This window comes from Streptomyces sp. LX-29 (genome assembly GCF_029541745.1).
Lineage (GTDB): Bacteria > Actinomycetota > Actinomycetes > Streptomycetales > Streptomycetaceae > Streptomyces.
In genome coordinates this window covers 5,280,847-5,302,377 of sequence record NZ_CP089746.1, presented here as the reverse complement: position 1 = coordinate 5,302,377, position 21,531 = coordinate 5,280,847, and the positions used below count along the sequence as shown (strand labels likewise).

General features: G+C 75.1%; 1 protein-coding gene. It reads right to left on the bottom strand.

Annotated features, from left to right (window positions below; translation table 11 throughout):
- Positions 1-27: 27 nt before the first annotated feature.
- Entirely contained in the window at positions 28-21,483 is a 21,456-nt protein-coding gene (locus LRS74_RS22475) for a type I polyketide synthase (protein ID WP_277742700.1), read from the bottom strand.
- Between the last annotated feature and the right edge of the window lie 48 nt (positions 21,484-21,531).

Genomic DNA, 21,531 nt, shown 5'->3' with positions numbered 1-21,531 from the left:
ATGCTCATCAGTTCAGTGCGCTCCCCTTCAGGAGGAGCCGAGTTCGTCGTCGAGCAGGTCGAACAGCTCGTCGTCGGTTGCCGATGCGAGGTCGTCGTCGCCGGTCTCGGTGTCGGCCGTCGCTTCCTGCGCCTCGTTCCACTTGGCCATCAGGGCCTGGAGGCGCATCGTGATCCGCGAGCGGGTGACGCTGTCGTCCGCGGCTCCGGCCAGGGCGGCCTCCAGCCGGTCGAGTTCGCCGAAGACCGACGGGCCGCCGTCGCCGACCGGCAGCGCCGCGCGCAGATGGTCGGCGAGCGCCTCGGGCGTCGGGTAGTCGAAGATCAGCGTCGCCGGCAGCCGCAGCCCGGTGGCCGCGCCGAGCCGGTTGCGGAGCTCCACCGCGGTGAGCGAGTCGAAGCCCAGCTCCTTGAAGGCCGCGCCCGGTTCGATGGCGCCGGCACCGCCGTACCCGAGCACGGTCGCCACCTGGCCGCAGACCAGGTTGAGCAGGAAGCGGTCCCGCTCGGCCGCCGCCATTCCGGCGAGCCGCTCGACGAGGCTCTCCGCCTCCGCCGCCGCGCCCGCGCCGCCGGCCGCGGCGCGCCGCACCGGGGTGCGGATCAGCCCGCGCAGCAGCGGGGCCACGCCGGTCGTCGCCTGGGCGCGCAGCGCCGCGAGGTCGAGCGCGGCCGGGATCAGCAGGGCGTGCTCGGCCAGGCAGGCCACGTCGAACAGGGCCAGCCCGTCGGCGTCGCTCAGCGCGCCCATGCTGCCGCGGTTCATCCGCTGCCGGTCGGCCTCGGCGAGCGTGGCCGCCATGCCGCCCTCGTCCTCCCACAGGCCCCAGGCCAGGGAGACGGCCGGGCGGTGCTGGGCGCGTCGGTACGCCGCCAGCGCGTCCAGGAAGGCGTTGGCCGCCGCGTAGTTGCCCTGGCCCGGGTTGCCGAAGACGCCGGCCGCCGAGGAGAACAGCACGAAGTCCGACAGGTCCAGGTCCTGGGTGAGCTCGTGCAGGTTCCACGCGGCGTCCACCTTGGGCCGCAGCACCTTGGCCAGCCGCTCGGGGGTGAGCGACTCGACGATGCCGTCGTCCAGCACACCGGCGGCGTGGATCACCGCGGTGAGCGGGTGCTCCGCCGGGATGGCGGCGAGCAGCGCGGCCAGCGCCTCGCGGTCGGCCGCGTCGCAGGCCGCCCAGGTGACCTCGGCACCGGCCGCGGTCAGCTCCGCGGCGAGTTCGGCGGCGCCCGCCGCCTCGGCGCCCCGACGGCTGGTCAGCAGCAGGTGCCGCACGCCGCGCTCGGCCACCAGGTGCCGGGCCAGCAGCCCGCCCAGGGTGCCGCTGGCGCCGGTGACCAGCACGGTGCCCGACGCGTCGAAGGCCGGCACGGTCTCCTCGGCGAGCGAGGCCACCCGCGCCAGGCGCGGGGCGTGCCAGGTGTCGCCGCGCAGCGCGAGCTGCGGCTCGTCGGTCGCCAGCACGGCGGGCAGCTCCCGCAGCGCGCCGGCGGCGCCGGCGCCGTCGGGCGCCACGTCCACCAGGACGAACCGGCCCGGGTGCTCGGCCTGCGCCGAGCGGACCAGTCCCCAGGCGGCGGCGTGTGTGAGGTCCCAGGCCGCCTCGGTCGGGGCCGCCTCGTCGCCGTCGCCCGCCACTCCGTCGCCCACGGCCACGGCCCCACGGGTCAGCAGCACCAGCCGGGAGTCGGCGAACCGCTCGTCCGCCAGCCACTCCCGCACCAGGGCCAGCAGCCGGCCGGTGACGGCGTGCGTCGCGGCCGCGGTGTCGCCGGCGGTGGCCAGGTCGGGCAGGGAGGGCAGCAGCACCACGTCCGGGGCGACCCCGTCCGCGTCCACGGCCGCCGCGAGGGCGGTCAGATCCGCATGGCTCACGGTGTCGACGCCCGCGGCCTCCAGCGCGGCGGCCACCTTCAGCTCGTCGCCGCCGAGGACCGCGTACGCGCCGGCCTCCGCGGCCGGCGGCGCGGCCGGCGCGGGCAGGGCGGCCCAGTCGACGCGGAACAGCGACTCGTGGTGCGCGGCCCGGCCGGCCGTGAACTGCTCGGCGTCGAGCGGTCGCAGCGCGAGCGAGTCGACCGAGGCGACCGGCGCGCCGGCCTCGTCGGCGACCGCCAGCGCCACCGCGCCCGAGCCGGCCGGGGAGACCCGCACCCGCAGCGCCGAGGCGCCGACGGCGTGCAGCCGCACCCCGTCCCACGCGAACGGCAGCCGGGCCCGCCCGGCGGCCTCGCCCTCGTCCTCGCCGGCGAAGAAGCCACCGAGGCCCACCGCGTGCAGGGCGGCGTCCAGCAGCGCCGGGTGCAGCCCGTACGCCCGGGACTCAGCCTGCTGCGCCTCGCCGAGCGCGACCTCGGCGAACACCTCGTCGCCACGCCGCCAGGCGGCACGCAGCCCCTGGAACACGGGCCCGTAGCCGAGGCCGAGGGCCGCGAAGGCGTCGTAGAAGCCGTCGAGTTCGACCGCCTCGGCGTCGGCCGGCGGCCACTCCCCCGGCACGGCCGCCGGGGCGGCGGTGCCGCCGACCGCGAGCGCGCCGGCCGCGTGCCGGGTCCACGGCTCGTCCGAGGCGTCCTCGGGGCGGGAGTAGACGTGCAGCGCGCGCCGCCCGGACGCCTCGTCGGGCTCGCCGACGGTGACCCGCAACTGGACGCCGCCGCGCGCCGGAAGCACCAGCGGCGCCTCCAGGGTCAGCTCCTCCAGCAGGTCGCAGCCGACCTGGTCGCCGGCGCGCACGGCCAGCTCCACCAGGGCCGTGCCGGGGAGCAGCACGGTGTCCATGACGGCGTGGTCGGCCAGCCAGGGGTGGCTGTGCAGCGAGAGCCGTCCGGTGAAGAGCAGGCCGTCGGAGTCGGGCAGGTCCACCGCCGCGCCCAGCAGCGGGTGGTCGGCCGACCCCAGCCCGGCCGAGGCCACGTCGCCGGCGGCGCCGGCCGGGGCCTCCAGCCAGTAGCGCTGGCGCTGGAACGGGTAGGTGGGCAGGTCGTCGATCCGGCGGGCGGCGGTGTTCGCGTAGAACGCCGCCCAGTCCACCGGCACGCCCCGGACCTGTGCCCGGGCCACGGCGGCGGCGAGCGCCTCCGGCTCGGGGCGGCCGGCGCGCAGGGCGGCGGCGAAGGCCGCCCCGTCGGGGTCGGTGGCGCAGTCCTGTGCCATGGCGGTGAGTACTCCGTCGGGGCCGAGCTCGATGAAGGTGGTGACGCCGTGCGCCTCCAGGGCGCGAATCCCGTCGAGGAAGCGGACCGCCTCCCGGACGTGGCGCACCCAGAAGTCGGCGGTGGTGATCTCCTCGGCGGAGACCAGGGCGCCGGTGAGGTTGGAGACGATCGGGATACGCGGAGCCTCGTACGACAGCGTCTCGGCCACCGCGCGGAAGTCCTCCAACATCGCGTCCATACGGGGCGAGTGGAAGGCGTGCGAGACGGTGAGGCGCTTGGTCTTACGACCCTGCGCCTCGAAGCCGCTCGCGATCGCGACGGCGGCGTCCTCGTCGCCCGCGATCACGACCGAGGTCGGACCGTTGAGGGCGGCGATGCTGACACCCTCGGTGAGCAGCGGCAGGACCTCGTCCTCCGACGCCTGCACCGCGATCATCGCGCCACCGGCGGGCAGCGCCTGCATCAGACGGCCACGAGCCGCCACCAGCTTCGCCGCGTCGGCCAGCGAGAGAACGCCCGCGACATGCGCGGCGGCCAGCTCGCCGATCGAGTGACCGGAGAGGAAGTCGGCGGTGAGCCCCCAGCCCTCGACCAGGCGGTAGAGGGCCACCTCGATCGCGAACAGGGCCGGCTGGGTGTAGCCGGTCTGGTTCAGCAGCTCGGCGTCCTCGCCGAACACCACGGTCTTGAGGGGCAGTTCCAGGTGCCGGTCCAGCTCGTCGCAGACCGCGTCCAGCGCCTCCGCGAAGGCCGGGTAGGCCGCGTAGAGCTCACGGCCCATGCCCAGCCGCTGGCTGCCCTGACCCGTGAACAGGAACGCCGTCCTGCCGTCGGCGACCGAACCCTCGGCCAGACCCGCGGCCGACTCGCCGCCCGCCAGCGCCGTAAGACCCGCCACCAGCGCCTCCCGGTCCGCGCCCACGACCACCGCACGGTGGTCCAGGGCGGCACGGGTCGTCGCCAGCGAGTAGCCCAGGTCGGCGGGTGACGCGTCCGCACGGTCGGTGAGGTGGCTGCGGAGCCGGTCGGCCTGGGCGCGCAGCGCGTCGGCCGTCTTCGCCGAGAGCGGCAGCGCCACGACCGGCGGCGCCACGGCGGCGGGCGCCACGGCCCGCTCCTCGGTGACCGGGGCCTGCTCGATGATCGTGTGCGCGTTGGTGCCGCTGAAGCCGAAGGAGGACACCGCCGCGCGCCGCGGGTGGTCGGTCTCCGGCCACGCCACCGCGTCGGCCAGCAGCGAGACCTCGCCCGCCGACCAGTCGATGTGCGGCGACGGCTCGTCCACGTGCAGGGTCTTGGGCAGCACGCCGTGGCGCATCGCCATGACCATCTTGATGATGCCGCCGACGCCGGCCGCGGCCTGGGTGTGGCCCACGTTCGACTTGAAGGAGCCCAGCCACAGCGGCTGCCCCTCCGGCCGCTCCTGACCGTAGGTGGCCAGCAGCGCCTGCGCCTCGATCGGGTCACCCAGCGTGGTGCCGGTGCCGTGCGCCTCGACCACGTCGATCTCGGACGCGGTCAGCCGGGCGTTGGCCAGGGCCTGCCGGATGACGCGCTGCTGCGACGGGCCGTTCGGGGCGGTGAGCCCGTTGCTCGCGCCGTCCTGGTTGATGGCCGAGCCGCGCACCACGGCGAGGATCGGGTGGCCCTGCCGCTGGGCGTCGGAGAGCCGCTCCACGAGCAGCATGCCCGCCCCCTCGGACCAGCCGGTGCCGTCCGCGTCGGCGGAGAACGCCTTGCAGCGGCCGTCGGCCGCCAGGCCGCGCTGCCGGCTGAACTCCACGAAGGGGGCCGGTGTCGCCATCACGGTCACACCGCCCGCGAGCGCCAGCTCGCACTCGCCGTTGCGCAGCGCCTGCACGGCCAGGTGCAGGGCGACCAGCGAGGAGGAACAGGCCGTGTCGACGGTCACCGCCGGCCCTTCCAGGCCGAAGGTGTACGCCAGCCGACCCGAGATCACACTCGCCGCGTTGCCCGTCCCGACGAACCCCTCGACGCCTTCCGGCAGCGCCGGCAGCGAGGAGGCGTAGTCGTGGTACATGACGCCGGCGAAGACGCCGGTACGGCTGCCGCGCAGCACGCCCGGATCGATGCCCGCCCGCTCGAACGCCTCCCACGACGTCTCCAGCAGCAGCCGCTGCTGCGGGTCCATCGCCAGCGCCTCACGCGGCGAGATCCCGAAGAACGCCGGGTCGAAGTAGCCCGCTTCGTCGACGAATCCGCCCTCGCGGGTGTACGAGGTGCCGGGGTGGTCGGGGTCCTCGTGATACAGCGCGTCGAGGTCCCAGCCGCGGTCGGTCGGGAACTCCGAGATCGCGTCCCGGCCCTCCATGACCAGCCGCCACAGGTCCTCCGGCGTCTCCACACCACCGGGGTAACGGCAGCCCAGACCCACGATCGCGATCGGCTCGTCGTCCACGGCGGCCACCACGACCGGACCGGCCACGTCCGCCACCGCGCCCACCAGCTCGGTGCGCAGGAAGTCCGCCAGCACCGTCGGCGTCGGGTAGTCGAAGACCAGCGTCGCCGGCAGCCGCAGCTCCGTCGCCGCACCCAACAGGTTCCGCAGCTCCACCGCCGTCAGCGAGTCGAAGCCCAGCTCACGGAAGGAGTGGTGGGGTTCCACGGCGTCCGTGGAGTCGTGGCCGAGCACGGCCGCCACCTGGGTGCGGACCAGCTCCAGCAGGACACCCTGCTGTTCGGTCTCGCCCAGGCCGGCGAGCCGCTGGGCCAGCGCGCCGGACGCCGTGGCGCCCTCGGCGGCGCGGCGGCCCGGCAGCCGGACCAGGGAGCGCAGCAGCGGCGCCACCGCGCCGGAGGAGGCGGCGCGCGCCCGCAGCGCGGCCAGGTCGAGCCGCATCGGGATCAGCACGGCGTCGGCGCTGCGGCCGGCGGCGTCGAGGAGCTCCAGGCCCTCGGCGGCCGTCAGCGCGTCCACCCCGCCCCGGCTCATCCGGGACACATCGGCCTCGGCCAGCTCACCGGCCATGCCACCCTCGTCCGCCCACAGACCCCACGCCAACGAGCTACCGGCAAGACCGGCGGCCCTACGGTGCTGGGCCAGCGCGTCCAAGAAGGCGTTCGCCGCGGCGTAGTTGCCCTGCCCCGCGTTGCCGAACACACCGGCGGCCGACGAGAACAGGACGAAGGAGGCGAGATCCAGCTCACGGGTGAGCTCATGCAGGTTCCAGGCCGCGTCCACCTTCGGACGCAGCACCTTCGCCAGCCGCTCGGGGGTGAGGGACCCGATCGTGCCGTCGTCCAGCACACCCGCGGTGTGCAGCACACCGGTCAGCGGGTGCTCCGCCGGGATCGCCGCGACGACGTCCGCGAGAGCCTCCCGGTCGGCCACGTCACAGGCGGCCCAGGTGACGGACGCCCCGAACTCGGCGAGCTCGACGGTCAGTTCCGCCGCGCCGGGGGCGTCGCCGCCCCGGCGGCTCACCAGCAGCAGATGCCGGACACCGTGCTCGGTCACCAGGTGCCGGGCCACCAGACCACCCAGCGTGCCACTCGCACCCGTCACCAACACCGTGCCACCGGCCACGAACTCCCGCACGGAGTCGGCCGATTCGGCGGTGGGGTGGAGCGCCCGGGTCAGGCGCGGGGCACGCCAGGCGCCGTCGCGCAGGGCGAGCTGCGGCTCGTCGGAGGCCAACGCCGCCGGGAGGGCGCGCAGCGAGCCGCCCGTGCCGTCGAGGTCGACCAGGACGAACCGCCCCGGGTTCTCGGACTGGGCGGAGCGCACCAGGCCCCAGACCGCCGCACCCGCGAGATCCGTCACCGGCTCGTCGGCGTCGGTGGCCACGGCCCCCGACGTCAGCAGGACCAGCCGGGAGTCGGCGAAGCGCTCGTCGGCCAGCCATGTCTGCACCAGGACGAGCACCTCGGCGGCGGCCCGGTGCACGGCGGCGGGGCCGCCGTCGGCGTCGTCATCGGCGGCGGCGGCGCAAGCGAAGAACACCTCGCGCGGGGCCGCGGTGCCGGCCTCCACCGCCTCGACCAGCGCGCTCAGCTCCGGGTGGACCGGGATCGCCGAGTCGGCGGCGGCCAGCCCGAAGGCGTCGGCGCCGAGCACCGCCCAGCGGTCGCCGAGCGCGGTGTCCGGCGTGCGGGCGGCGACCGGCTCGGTCCACTCCAGGCGGAAGAGCGAGTCCTGGCGTCCGCCGCGCGCCGCGCCGTCGATCTGGTCGGCGGAGACGGGGCGCAGGACCAGCGAGTCGACCGTCAGGGCCGGTCGCCCAGCCCCGTCGGCGACGGCGAGCGAGACGCCCTCGGCTCCGGAGGACGTCAGCCGCACCCGCAGCACCGAGGCGCCCACGGCGTGCAGCGAGACACCGGACCACGCGAACGGCAGCCGCGCGCCGTCCTCACCCTCGATCAGGCCACCGAGGCCGACCGCGTGCAGCGCCGAGTCCAACAGCGCCGGATGCAGCCCGAACAGACCCGCCTCAGCGCGCGCCTCCTCCGGCAGCTCCAACTCCGCGAACACCTCGCCACCCAGCCGCCAGGCCGACCTCAGCCCCTGGAACACGGGCCCGTAGCCGAGACCGACCTCGGCCATGCCCTCGTAGAGGCCGTCGACGGACAGCGGCGTGGCCCCGGCCGGGGGCCAGGCGGACAGGTCGAAGGCGGCCGGCGTGGCGCCCTCCGCCAGCAGGCCGGAGGCGTGGCGCAGCCACGGCTCGTCGGCGGCCGCGTCCTCGTGGCGGGAGTAGACGGCCAGCGAACGACGACCGGCAGCGTCCGGCGCGCCCACGGACAGCTGGAGCCGCACCCCGCCGTCCTCCGGAAGCACCAACGGCGCCTCCAGCGTCAACTCCTCCAGCAGATCACAGCCGACCTGGTCGCCGGCACGGATCGCCAGCTCCACGAAGGCGGTGCCGGGCAGCAGCACCGAGCCCATGACGGCGTGGTCGGCCAGCCACGGATGGGTGTCCAGCCCGAGCCGACCGGTCAGCACCAGCCCCTCGACACCGGCGAGCGGCACCACGGCGCCCACCAGCGGGTGGTCGACCGCGCCGAGGCCCAGGCCGGCCGTGCCGGCAAGGCCGGCGGGTGAGACCTCCGGCCAGTAGCGCTTCCGCTGGAAGGCGTACGTGGGCAGGGCGACCCGCGCGGCACCGGTGCCCGCGTAGTACGCCGCCCAGTCCACCTTCACACCACGGACGTGCGCCCGCCCAACAGCCGCCACCAGCGACTCCGCCTCGGGCCGTCCGGCCCGCAGCACCGCCGCGAAGGCCGCGCCCTCACCGGCGACGCACTCCTGCGCCATGGCCGAGAGGACGCCGTCGGGGCCCAGCTCCACGAAGGTGGTGACGCCCTGGGTCTCCAGGGTGCGCACCGCGTCCAGGAAGCGGACGGCCTCGCGGACGTGACGGACCCAGAAGTCGGCCGTGGTGATCTCCTCGGCGGAGACCAGAGCACCGGTCAGACCCGAGACGATCGGGATACGCGGAGCCTCGTACGACAGCGTCTCGGCGACCGCGCGGAAGTCCTCCAACATCGCGTCCATACGGGGCGAGTGGAAGGCATGCGAGACGGTGAGCCGCTTGGTCTTACGACCCTGCGCCTCGAAGCCCGCCGCGATCGCAAGCGCCGCGTCCTCGTCACCCGCGATCACCACGGAGGTGGGGCCGTTGAGGGCCGCGATGCTGACACCCTCGGTGAGCAGCGGAAGGACCTCGTCCTCCGACGCCTGGACAGCGATCATCGCGCCACCGGTCGGCAGCGCCTGCATCAGGCGACCGCGCGCGGCCACCAGCTTCGCGGCGTCGGCCAGCGAGAGGACGCCCGCCACATGCGCGGCCGCCAGCTCGCCGATCGAGTGACCGGAGAGGAAGTCCGCCTTCACACCCCAGGCTTCGACGAGGCGGAAGAGCGCCACCTCGATCGCGAAGAGGGCGGGCTGGGTGAAGCCGGTCTGGTCCAGCAGTTCGGCGTCGTCCCCGAAGACCACCGTCTTCAGCGGACGCTCAAGGTGCCGGTCCAACTCGTCGCAGACGGCGTCCAGCGCCTCCGCGAACACCGGGTACGCCGCGTACAGCTCACGGCCCATGCCCAGCCGCTGGCTGCCCTGACCCGTGAACAGGAACGCCGCCTTGCCGCTCGCCACCGAGCCGGCCACCAGGCCGGCAGCCGCGTTGCGCCCCTCGGCGAGGGCGTCCAGGGCGGTCAGGAACCCGGCGCGGTCCTGGGCCACCAGGACGGCGCGGTGGTCGAGGGCGGCGCGGGTGGTGGCCAGCGAGTAGCCGAGGTCGACCGGGATGACGTCCGCACGGTCGGCGAGGTGGCTGCGGAGCCGCTCGGCCTGGGCGCGCAGCGCGTCGGCCGTCTTCGCCGAGAGGGTCCAGGGCAGGACGCCCGCGTCGGCCCCCGGGGCGGCTTCGCGCTCGGCCGGAGCGGACTCGTCCACCGGGGCCTGCTCGATGATCGTGTGCGCGTTGGTGCCGCTGAAGCCGAAGGAGGACACCGCGGCACGCCGCGGGCGGCCGGTCTCCGGCCAGGCCACCGCGTCGGCCAGCAGCGAGACCTCGCCCGCCGACCAGTCGATGTGCGGCGACGGCTCGTCCGCGTGGAGGGTCTGCGGCAGCACTCCGTGGCGCATCGCCATGACCATCTTGATCACGCCGGCGACACCGGCGGCGGCCTGGGTGTGGCCCATGTTGGACTTGATGGAGCCCAGCCACAGCGGCCGGCCCCCGTCCCGCTCCTGACCGTAGGTGGCCAGCAGCGCCTGCGCCTCGATCGGGTCGCCGAGGCTGGTGCCGGTGCCGTGCGCCTCGACCGCGTCGACCTCGGCGGCCGACAGACCGGCGTTGGCCAGGGCCTGCCGGATGACGCGCTGCTGCGACGGGCCGTTCGGCGCCGTCAGGCCGTTGCTCGCACCGTCCTGGTTGATCGCGCTGCCGCGGACGATCGCCAGCACCTCGTGGCCGTTCTTCCGCGCGTCCGACAGCCGCTCCACCAGCAGCATGCCCGCGCCCTCGGCCCAGCCCGTGCCGTCCGCGTCGGCGGAGAACGCCTTGCAGCGGCCGTCGGCCGCCAGGCCGCGCTGCCGGCTGAACTCCACGAAGGCGGCGGGGGTGGCCATCACGGTCACACCGCCGGCCAGGGCGAGTTCGCACTCGCCGTTGCGCAGCGCCTGGACGGCCAGGTGCAGGGCGACCAGCGAGGAGGAACAGGCCGTGTCGACGGTCACCGCCGGCCCTTCCAGGCCGAAGGTGTACGCCAGCCGACCCGAGATCACACTCGCCGCGTTGCCCGTGCCGAGGAAGCCCTCGACGCCCTCGGGCACGCGCTCCAGCAGCGAGGCGTAGTCGTGGTACATGACGCCGGCGAAGACGCCCGTACGGCTGCCGCGCAGCACGCCCGGATCGATACCGGCCCGCTCGAACGCCTCCCACGACGTCTCCAACAGCAGCCGCTGCTGCGGGTCCATCGCCAGCGCCTCACGCGGCGAGATCCCGAAGAAGCCGGGGTCGAAGTGGCCGGCCTCGTCCACGAAGCCGCCTTCGCGGGCATAGCTGGTGCCGTTGTGGTCGGGGTCCGCGTGGTACAGCGCGTCGAGGTCCCAGCCGCGGTCGGTCGGGAACTCCGAGATCGCGTCCCGGCCCTCCATGACCAGCCGCCACAGGTCCTCCGGCGTCTCCACACCACCGGGGTAACGGCAGCCCAGACCCACGATCGCGATCGGCTCGTCATCGGCGGCGGCCACGACCACCGGACCGGCCACGTCCGCCACCGCGCCCACCAGCTCGGTGCGCAGGAAGTCCGCCAGCACCTTCGGCGTCGGGTAGTCGAAGACCAGCGTCGCCGGCAGCCGCAGCTCCGTCGCCGCACCCAACAGGTTCCGCAGCTCCACCGCCGTCAGCGAGTCGAAGCCCAGCTCACGGAAGGAGCGTTCGGCCTCGACCGTCTCCGCGCCCGCGTATCCGAGCACGGCGGCGACCTGCGTACGCACCAGCTCCAGCAGCACACCGTGCTGCTCGGCCTCGTCCAGCCCGGCCAGTCGGCGGGCCAGGGCGCCGGACGCCGTGGCGCCCTCGGCGGCGCGGCGCGCGGGCACTCGGACGAGTCCGCTGAGGAGTGCGGGCAGGGCTCCGTTGGCGGCCTGGGCGCGCAGCGCGGCCAGGTCCAGCCGGATCGGGACCAGCAGCGGTTCGGCGCTGCGGCCGGCGGCGTCGAGGAGCTCCAGGCCCTCGGCGGCGGTCAGCGCGTCCACGCCGCCCCGGCTCATCCGGGACACATCGGCCTCGGCCAGCTCACCGGCCATGCCGCCCTCGTCCGCCCACAGACCCCACGCCAGCGAGCTACCGGCCAGACCGGCGGCCCTACGGTGCTGGGCCAGCGCGTCCAAGAAGGCGTTCGCCGCGGCGTAGTTGCCCTGCCCCGCGTTGCCGAACACACCGGCGGCCGACGAGAACAGGACGAAGGAGGCGAGATCCAGCTCACGGGTGAGCTCATGCAGGTTCCAGGCCGCGTCCACCTTCGGACGCAGCACCTTCGCCAGCCGCTCCGGCGTCAACGAGCCGATCGTGCCGTCGTCCAGCACCCCCGCGGTGTGCAGCACACCGGTCAGCGGATGGGCGGCGGGGATGGCCGCCAGCACACCGGCCAGCGCCTCGCGGTCGGCCACATCACAGGCCGCCCAGGTCACCGACGCGCCCAGCGCGCCGAGCTCGGCCGCCAGCTCTCCGGCGCCCGGGGCGTCGCCGCCCCGACGGCTCACCAGCAGCAGATGCCTGACACCGTGCTCGGTCACCAGGTGCCGGGCCACCAGACCACCCAGCGTGCCACTCGCACCCGTCACCAACACCGTCCCACCGGCCGCGAACTCCCGCACGGAGGCGGCGGTGACGTCGGCCCGGGCCAGCCGGGGCGCGCGCACCGCGCCCGTACGGATGGCGAGTTGCGCTTCGCCGGAGGTCAGTGCGGTGGGCAGGACGCGGATCGAGTCGTCCCGACCGTCGATGTCGACCAGGACGAAACGCCCGGGGTTCTCCGACTCGGCGGAGCGCACCAGGCCCCAGACCGCCGCACCCGGCAGGTCCGTCACCGACTCGGCCGAGTCGGCGGCGACCGCGCCGGAGGTCAGCACCACCAGCCGGGAGCCGGCGAAGCGCTCGGCGCCCAGCCACTCCCGTACCAGGGCGAGCGTCTCGGCCGTCGCGGTGTGCGTGGCGGCCGCGGCCCCCTCGCCGGCGGCCACGGAGGGCGCCACGAAGACGAACTCGGGGACCTCGCCGGACTCCACGGCCGCGGCCAGCTCCGCGAGGTCCGCGTACGCCGCGACCTGGTCGCCGACCACGCGACGGGCCGGCTCGGCGGAGCCCAGCACCGCCCAACGGCTCCGCGGCACGGGCGCGGAGGAGACGGTCGCGGGAACAGCCACCCAGTCCACTCGGAAGAGCGAGTCCTGCCGACCGCCGCGCGCCGCGCCGCTGATCTGCTCCACCGACACGGGCCGCAGCACCAGCGAGTCCACCGACAGCACGGCGCGACCCGCGCCGTCGGCCACCGCCAGCGAGACACCGTCCGCGCCCGCGGCGGCCAGCCGCACCCTCAGCACCGAGGCGCCCACGGCGTGCAGGGAGACACCGGACCACGCGAACGGCAGCCGCGCGCCGTCCTCACCCTCGATCAGACCACCGAGGCCGACCGCGTGCAGCGCCGAGTCCAACAACGCCGGATGCAGCCCGAACAGACCCGCCTCAGCGCGCGCCTCCTCCGGCAACTCCAGCTCCGCGAACACCTCGCCACCCAGCCGCCAGGCCGACCTCAGCCCCTGGAACACGGGCCCGTAGCCGAGACCGACCTCGGCCAGGCCCTCGTAGAGGCCCTCCACCGACAGGGCGGACGCGCCCGCCGGCGGCCACGCCGACAGGTCGTACGACGGCGTCGCCGCGCCCGAGCCCAGCAGGCCCGAGGCGTGCCGCAGCCACGGCTCGTCGGCCTCGGCGTCCTCGTGGCGGGAGTAGACGGCCAGCGAGCGACGACCGGAGGCGTCCGGCGCGCCCACGGACAGCTGGAGCCGCACCCCGCCGTCCTCCGGAAGCACCAACGGCGCCTCCAGCGTCAACTCCTCCAGCAGATCACAGCCGACCTGGTCGCCGGCACGGATCGCCAGCTCCACGAAGGCCGTGCCCGGCAGCAGCACCGAACCCGCCACCGCGTGGTCGGCCAGCCACGGATGGGTGTCCAGCCCGATCCGACCGGTCAGCAGCAGTTCCTCGCCGCCGGCCAGCGGGACCGCGGCACCCATCAGCGGGTGCTCGAACGTCGCCAGGCCAAGCCCCGCCGTGCCGCCGACGCGGGACGCCGGGAGCTCCGGCCAGTAGCGCTCGCGCTGGAAGGCGTACGTGGGCAGGTCGACCCGCGAGGCCCGCGTCCCGACGGACAGCGCCGACCAGTCCACCTTCACACCACGGACGTGCGCCCGCGCCACGGCCGCCACCAACGCCCCGGCCTCGCCACGGTCCTTGCGCAGCGCCGAGACGAAGGCGACGTCCTCGCCCTGGGCACACTCCTGCGCCATGGCGGTCAGCACCCCGTCGGGGCCCAACTCGACGAAGGTCGTGACGTGCTGCGCCTCCAGGGCGCGCACCGCGTCGAGGAAGCGGACCGCCTCCCGGACGTGCCGGACCCAGAAGTCGGCCGTGGTGATCTCCTCGGCGGAGACCAGAGCACCGGTCAGACCCGAGACGATCGGGATACGGGGAGCCTCGTAGGCGAGGGTCTCGGCGACCGCGCGGAAGTCGTCCAACATCGCGTCCATACGGGGCGAGTGGAAGGCGTGCGAGACGGTGAGCCGCTTGGTCTTACGACCCTGCTGCTCGAAGGTCCCGGCGATCGTGACAGCCGCGTCCTCGTCACCGGCGATCACCACGGAGGTGGGGCCGTTGAGGGCCGCGATGCTGACACCCTCGGTGAGCAGCGGAAGGACCGCGTCCTCCGACGCCTGCACCGCGATCATCGCGCCACCGGTCGGCAGCGCCTGCATCAGTCGACCGCGCGCGGCCACCAGCTTGGCGGCGTCCGCAAGCGAGAGAACGCCCGCCACATGCGCGGCCGCCAGCTCGCCGATCGAGTGACCGGAGAGGAAGTCCGCCTTCACACCCCACGCCTCGACGAGGCGGAACAGCGCCACCTCGACCGCGAACAACGCCGGCTGGGTGAAGCCGGTCTGGTCCAGCAGCTCGGCGTCCTCACCGAACACCACATCCTGCAAAGGACGCTCAAGGTGCCCGTCCAGCGCGGCACACACCGCGTCGAACGCCTCCGCGAACACCGGGTACGCGTCGTACAGCTCACGGCCCATGCCCAGCCGCTGACTGCCCTGACCTGTGAACAGGAACGCCGCCTTGCCGCTCGCCACCGAGCCGGCCACCAGGCCGGCGGCCGCGTTGCGCCCCTCGGCGAGGGCTTCGAGGCCGGAGAGCAGCCCGGCACGGTCCTCGGCGACGACGACCGCGCGGTGGTCGAAGGCGGTCCGGCCGGTGGCGAGGGAGTGCCCGACGTCCTGCGGGCTCAGCTCTGCGCGACCGGCGACGTAGGCGAGGAGGCGCTCGGCCTGGGCACGCAGGGCGTCGGCGCTGCGGCCGGAGAGGGTCCAGGACACCACGCCGATGTCGGCGGCCGGGGTCTCCTCGGAGGCGGCCGGGGTGGGCTCGTCCACCGGGGCCTGCTCGATGATCGTGTGCGCGTTGGTGCCGCTGATGCCGAAGGAGGAGACGCCGGCCCGGCGCGGGCGGCCGGTCTCCGGCCACGGCATGGGCTCGGTGAGCAGCTCGACCTCGCCCGCCGACCAGTCGACGTGCGGGGAGGGCTGGTCCGCGTGGAGGGTCTGCGGCAGCAGGCCGTGGCGCATCGCCATGACCATCTTGATGATGCCGGCGACACCTGCGGCGGCCTGGGTGTGGCCCATGTTGGACTTGATGGAGCCCAGCCACAGCGGCCGGTCCCCGTCCCGCTCCTGGCCGTAGGTGGCCAGCAGCGCCTGGGCCTCGATCGGGTCGCCCAGCGTGGTGCCGGTGCCGTGCGCCTCGACCGCGTCGACCTCGGCGGCCGACAGACCGGCGCTCGCCAGGGCCTGCCGGATCACGCGCTGCTGCGACGGGCCGTTCGGAGCCGTCAGTCCGTTGCTCGCACCGTCCTGGTTGACGGCGGAGCCGCGCACGACGGCGAGGACCGGGTGGCCGTTCTTCCGGGCGTCGGAGAGCCGCTCCACGAGCAGCATGCCCGCGCCCTCGGCCCAGCCCGTGCCGTCTGCCTCGGCGGAGAAGGCGCGGCAGCGACCGTCGGCGGAGAGACCGCCCTGGCGGCTGAAGCCGACGAAGGTGCCGGGGGTGGCCATCACGGTGACACCGCCGGCCAGGGCGAGTTCGCACTCGCCGGCGCGCAGCGCCTGGATGGCCCAGTGCAGCGCGACCAGCGAGGAGGAGCAGGCCGTGTCGATGGTGACGGCCGGGCCCTCCAGGCCGAAGGTGTACGCCACCCGGCCGGAGGCGATGGAGCCGGTGCTGCCGGAGCCGAGGGCGCCTTCGCCGCCGCCGTCCGGGGCCTGCTCCACCAGCGTGGCGTAGTCGTGGTACATGACGCCGGCGAAGACACCGGTACGGCTGCCGCGCAGCGTCACCGGGTCGATGCCGGCCCGCTCGAACGCCTCCCAGGACGTCTCCAGCAGCAGTCGCTGCTGCGGGTCGGTGGCGAGCGCCTCGCGCGGCGAGATGCCGAAGAAGGTGGGGTCGAACTGGGCGGCGTCGTGCAGGAAGCCGCCCTCCCGGGTGTAGCTGGTGCCCGGGTGCTCCGGGTCGGGGTGGTAGAGGGCGTCCAGGTCCCAGCCGCGGTCGGTGGGGAACTCCGAGACGGCGTCCTGGCCGGCGACGAGGAGCTGCCACAGCTCCTCGGGGGTGCGCACGCCGCCGGGGTAGCGGCAGCTCATGGCGACGATGGCGATCGGCTCGTCGTCGACCGCGGCGGTTCGTGCCACGGCGCCCGCCTGGGCGGCGGAGCCGGTCAGCTCGTCGCGCAGGTGGCGGGCGAGCACCTCGGAGGTCGGGTAGTCGAAGACCAGCGTGGCGGGCAGCCGCATGCCGGTGACGGCGTTCATGCGGTTGCGCAGCTCGACGGCGGTCAGCGAGTCGAAGCCCAGGTCGCGGAAGGCGCGTTCGGGGTCGACGGCGTCGCCGGAGCCGTGGCCCAGCACGGCGGCGACCTGGGTGCGGACCAGCTCCAGCAGGACGTCGAAGCGCTCGGCCTCGCCCAGCCCGGCTAGTCGCTGTGCCAGCGCGCCCGAGGAGGCCGCGCCCTGCGCCGTACGGCGGGCCCGCACCCGCACCAGGCCGCGCAGCAGCGGGGCGACGGCGTCGGAGGAGGCGGCCTGGGCGCGGACGGCCGCGAGGTCCAGCCGCACCGGCACCAGCAGCGCCTCCTCGGAGCGGGCCGCGGCGTCGAAGAGCTCCAGGCCCTCGGTGGCGGACAGGGCGGCGACGCCGGCCCGGTTCATCCGGGAGACGTCGGCCTCGTCCAGCTCCCCGGCCATGCCGCCGGCTTCGGCGGCCCACAGGCCCCAGGCGAGCGAGCTCGCCGGCAGCCCGGCGGCCCTGCGGTGCTGGGCGAGGGCGTCCAGGAAGACGTTGGCGGCCGCGTAGTTGGCCTGCCCGGCACCGCCGAAGACGCCGGCGGCGGAGGAGAACAGCACGAACGCGGACAGGTCGAGGTCCCGCGTCAGCTCGTGCAGGTTCCAGGCCGCGTCCACCTTCGGACGCAGCACCCGCTCCAGCCGCTCCTCGGTCAGCGAGCCGATGACCCCGTCATCCAGCACACCGGCGGTGTGCACCACGCCGGTCAGCGGACGCTCCGCCGGGATCGCCGCGATCACGCCGGCCAGCGCCTCGCGTTCGGCCACGTCACAGGCCGCCCAGGTCACCGACGCGCCCAGCGCGCCCAGTTCGGCCGCCAGCTCCTCCGCGCCCGGAGCGGCCCCGCCCCGACGGCTCACCAGCAGCAGATGCCGCACGCCGCGCTCGGTGACGAGGTGCCGGGCGAACAGCCCGCCCAAGGTGCCGCTGGCTCCGGTGACCAGCACCGTGCCCTCGGCGTCGTAGCGCTCGGCGTCCGCGTCGGCCGACGGGACGGCCGCGCGGGCGAGGCGCGGCGCCCGCAGCGTGCCCTCGCGCACCGCGAGCTGCGGCTCGCCGGAGGCGAGCGCCGCCGGGAGGGCGCGCGGCGCGTCGTCGCCGTCGAGGTCGATCAGGACGAAGCGGCCGGGGTTCTCCGACTCGGCGGAGCGCACCAGGCCCCAGACGGCGGAGTGGATCAGGTCCGTCACCGACTCACCGGTGCCGGCGGCCACCGCGCCGGAGGTCAGCACGACCAGCCGGGAGTCGGCGAGGCGTTCGTCGGCCAGGTGGGCCTGGACCAGGGCGAGGGCCCGCCGGGCGGCGGCGTGCACCGTCGCGGGGTCGGTCTCGGCGCCGGGCGCGAACGTGACCAGCACCTCGTCCGGTGCGGGCGCGCCCGCGTCGATCGCCTCCGTCAGCCCGCTCAGGTCGGCGTGGGCGTCGAGGCGCTCGCCGGCGGTCGCGGCCAGGTTCAGGGTGTCGGGGCCCAGCAGCGCCCAGCGGCCGCCCGTGGCGGCGGTGGCGGACACCTCGGCCCAGTCGAGCCGGAAGAGGGAGTCCTGGCGTGTGCCGCGTGCGGCGCCGCTGATCTGCTCGGCCGACACGGGGCGCAGCACCAGCGAGTCGACCGACAGCACGGCGCGGCCGGCGCCGTCGGCGACGGCGAGGGAGACGCCGTCGGCGCCGGTGGCGGCCAGCCGTACGCGCAGCACGGAGGCGCCCACGGCGTGCAGGGAGACGCCGGACCAGGCGAACGGCAGCCGGGCGCCGTCCGCGCCGTCGATCAGGCCGCCGAGGGCGACCGCGTGCAGGGCGGAGTCCAGCAGCGCCGGGTGGAGCCCGAACAGGCCCGCGTCCGCCGCCGCCTGCTCCGGCAGCTCCAGCTCCGCGAAGACCTCGTCGCCCAGCCGCCAGGCCGACGTGAGGCCCTGGAAGACGGGTCCGTAGGCGAGGCCGGCCTCGGCCAGGCCCTCGTAGAGGCCGTCGAGGGGCAGCGGGGTGGCCCCCGCCGGGGGCCAGGCGGACAGGTCGTGCGAGGGCGCCACGACCGCGGTGGCCAGCAGGCCGGAGGCGTGGCGGACCCAGGGTTCGTCGGCGGCCGCGTCCTCGTCACGGGAGTAGACCGCGAGCGTGCGGCGGCCGGAGTCGTCCGGGGCTCCCACGGACAGCTGGAGCTGCACCCCGCCGTCCTCCGGGAGGACCAGCGGCGCCTCCAGGGTCAGCTCCTCCAGCAGGTCGCAGCCGACCTGGTCGCCGGCGCGGATCGCCAGCTCCACGAAGGCCGTGCCCGGCAGCAGCACCGAACCCGCCACGGCGTGGTCGGCCAGCCACGGGTGGGTGTCGAGGGCTAGGCGCCCGGTGTAGAGGAAGCCGTCGGTGTCGGCGAGGGAGACGGCCGCGCCGAGCAGCGGGTGGTCCGCCGCGCCGAGCCCGGCCGAGGCCATGTCGCCGGTGAGGTAGCCGGTGTCCAGCCAGTAGGTCTCGCGCTGGAAGGCGTAGAGCGGGAGGTCGACGCGGGCGGCGCCGGTGCCGGCGAAGACCGCGTGCCAGTCCGGGGAGACGCCGTTGACGTGGGCGCCCGCCAGGGCGGCGGCCAGGCCGCGCGGCTCCGGGCGGCCGGCGCGCAGCGCCGCCACGAGGGTGGCGTCCTCGCGGGACAGGCAGTCCTGCGCCATGGCGGTGAGCACGCCGTCGGGGCCGAGCTCGATGAAGGTGGTGACGTTCCGTGCCTCCAGGGCGCGGACGCCGTCGAGGAAGCGGACGGCCTCGCGGACGTGCCGGACCCAGAACTCCGGGTCGGTGATCTCCTCGGCGGAGACCAGGGCGCCGGTCAGGTTGGAGACGATGGGGATCTGCGGGGCCGCGTACGAGAGGCCGGCCGCGACGCGCCGGAACTCGGCGAGCATGCCGTCCATGTGCGGCGAGTGGAAGGCGTGCGAGACGGTGAGCCGCTTGGTCTTGCGGCCCTGTCGCTCGAAGCCCTCGGCGATCTCGACGGCCGCGTTCTCGTCACCCGCGATGACGACCGACCGCGGGCCGTTGAGGGCGGCGATGCTCACGCGGTCGGTGAGCAGCGGCAGGACCTCGTCCTCGGTCGCCTGGACGGCGATCATCGCGCCGCCGGTCGGCAGGGCCTGCATCAGGCGGCCACGGGCGGCGACCAGCGTGGCCGCGTCCTCCAGCGAGAGGACGCCGGAGACATGGGCGGCCGCGAGCTCGCCGATGGAGTGGCCGGAGAGGAAGTCGGGCTTCAGGCCCCAGCCCTCGACCAGCCGGTAGAGGGCCACCTCGAGGGCGAACAGGGCGGGCTGGGTGTAGCCGGTCTGGTGGAGCGGCTCGGGGTCGTCACCGAAGAGCACGTCCTTCAGCGGACGTCCCAGGTGCTTGTCGAGCTCGGCGCAGACGGCGTCCAGGGCCGCGGCGAACTCCGGGAGCGCCGCGTACAGTTCGCGGCCCATGCCGGCCCGCTGGCTGCCCTGGCCGGTGAAGAGGAAGGCGCGCTTTCCGGTGGCGACCTTGCCGAGGACCAGGCCGGGCGCGGGCTCGTCGCGGGTCAGCGCCTCCAGCGCCTGGACGAGGCCGGCGCGGTCGTCCGCGACGACCGCGGCGCGGTGCTCGAAGGCGGCGCGGCCGGTGGCGAGGGAGTGACCGAGGTCGGTGAGGGACTGCTCCGGGTGGGCGGCCAGGTGCGTGAGGAGGTTGGCGGCCTGGTCGCGCAGCGCGTCCCGGCTCTTGGCCGACAGGGTCCACAGCGGCAGCGCGGTGGCCGGGGCGGCGGCCGGCTCCTCCGGGGTGTCGGCGGGCTCCGGCTCGGGGGCCTGCTCCAACACGGTGTGGGCGTTGGTGCCGCTGATGCCGAAGGAGGAGACGGCGGCGCGGCGCGGCTGGCCGGTCTCCGGCCACGCGCGGGCCTCGGTCAGCAGCTCGACGGCGCCGGCCGCCCAGTCGACGTTGGGGGTGGGCTCGTCCACGTGCAGCGTCTTGGGCAGCACGCCGTGGCGCATCGCCATGACCATCTTGATGATGCCGGCGACGCCCGCGGCGGCCTGGGTGTGGCCGAGGTTGGACTTGACCGAGCCGAGCCACAGCGGCTGGTCGGTGGAGCGGTTGCGGCCGTAGGTGGCGAGCAGCGCCTGGGCCTCGATGGGGTCGCCCAACGTGGTGCCGGTGCCGTGCGCCTCGACGGCGTCGATCTGCCCGGCGGACAGCCGGGCGCTGGCCAGGGCCTGCCGGATGACGCGCTGCTGGGACGGGCCGTTGGGGGCGGTCAGGCCGCTGCTGGCGCCGTCCTGGTTGACGGCCGAGCCGCGGACCAGGGCGAGCACGGGGTGCCCGTTCCTGCGGGCGTCGGAGAGCCGCTCCAGGAGCAGCATGCCGACGCCCTCGCCCCAGCCGGTGCCGTCGGCGGCCGCCGCGAAGGACTTGCAGCGGCCGTCGACGGCCAGGCCGCGCTGGCGGCTGAACTCGGTGAAGGTGCCGGGGGTGGACATGACGGTGACGCCGCCCGCGAGGGCGAGCGTGCACTCGCCGGTGCGCAACGCCTGCGCGGCGAGGTGCAGCGCCACCAGCGACGAGGAGCACGCCGTGTCGATGGTGACGGCCGGGCCCTCCAGGCCGAAGGTGTAGGACACCCGGCCGGAGGCGATGGAGCCGGTGCTTCCGTTGCCGAGGAAGCCCTCGACGTCCTCGGGCGCGGAGTACAGCCGGGAGGCGTAGTCGTGGTACATCAGGCCGGCGAAGACGCCGGTCCTGCTGCCGCGGAGCGTGGTCGGGTCGATCCCGGCCCGCTCGAACGCCTCCCAGGTGGTCTCCAGCAGCAGCCGCTGCTGCGGGTCCATGGCGAGCGCCTCGCGGGGCGAGATCCCGAAGAACGCCGGGTCGAAGTCGGCGGCGTCGTGCAGGAACCCGCCCTCGCGGACGTACTCCTCGTGCCCGGTCTCCGGGTCCGGGTCGAAGAGGACGTCCTCGCCCCAGCCGCGGTTGACGGGGTACGGCGAGACCGCGTCGTCACCGCGGGCCACCAGCTCCCACAGCTCCTCGGGGGTGCGGACCCCGCCCGGGTAGCGGCAGCTCATCGCCACGATGGCGATGGGCTCCTGCTCCCGCTCCTCCACCTCGCGCAGTCGCCGACGCGCTTCGCGCAGATCGGTCGTCGCCCGCTTGAGGTAGTCGAGGTACTTCTCCTCGTTCGCCACAGCCATTTACGCCATCCCCACGTAACTAAGAATTCCGAAAGCTCACGTGGAGCT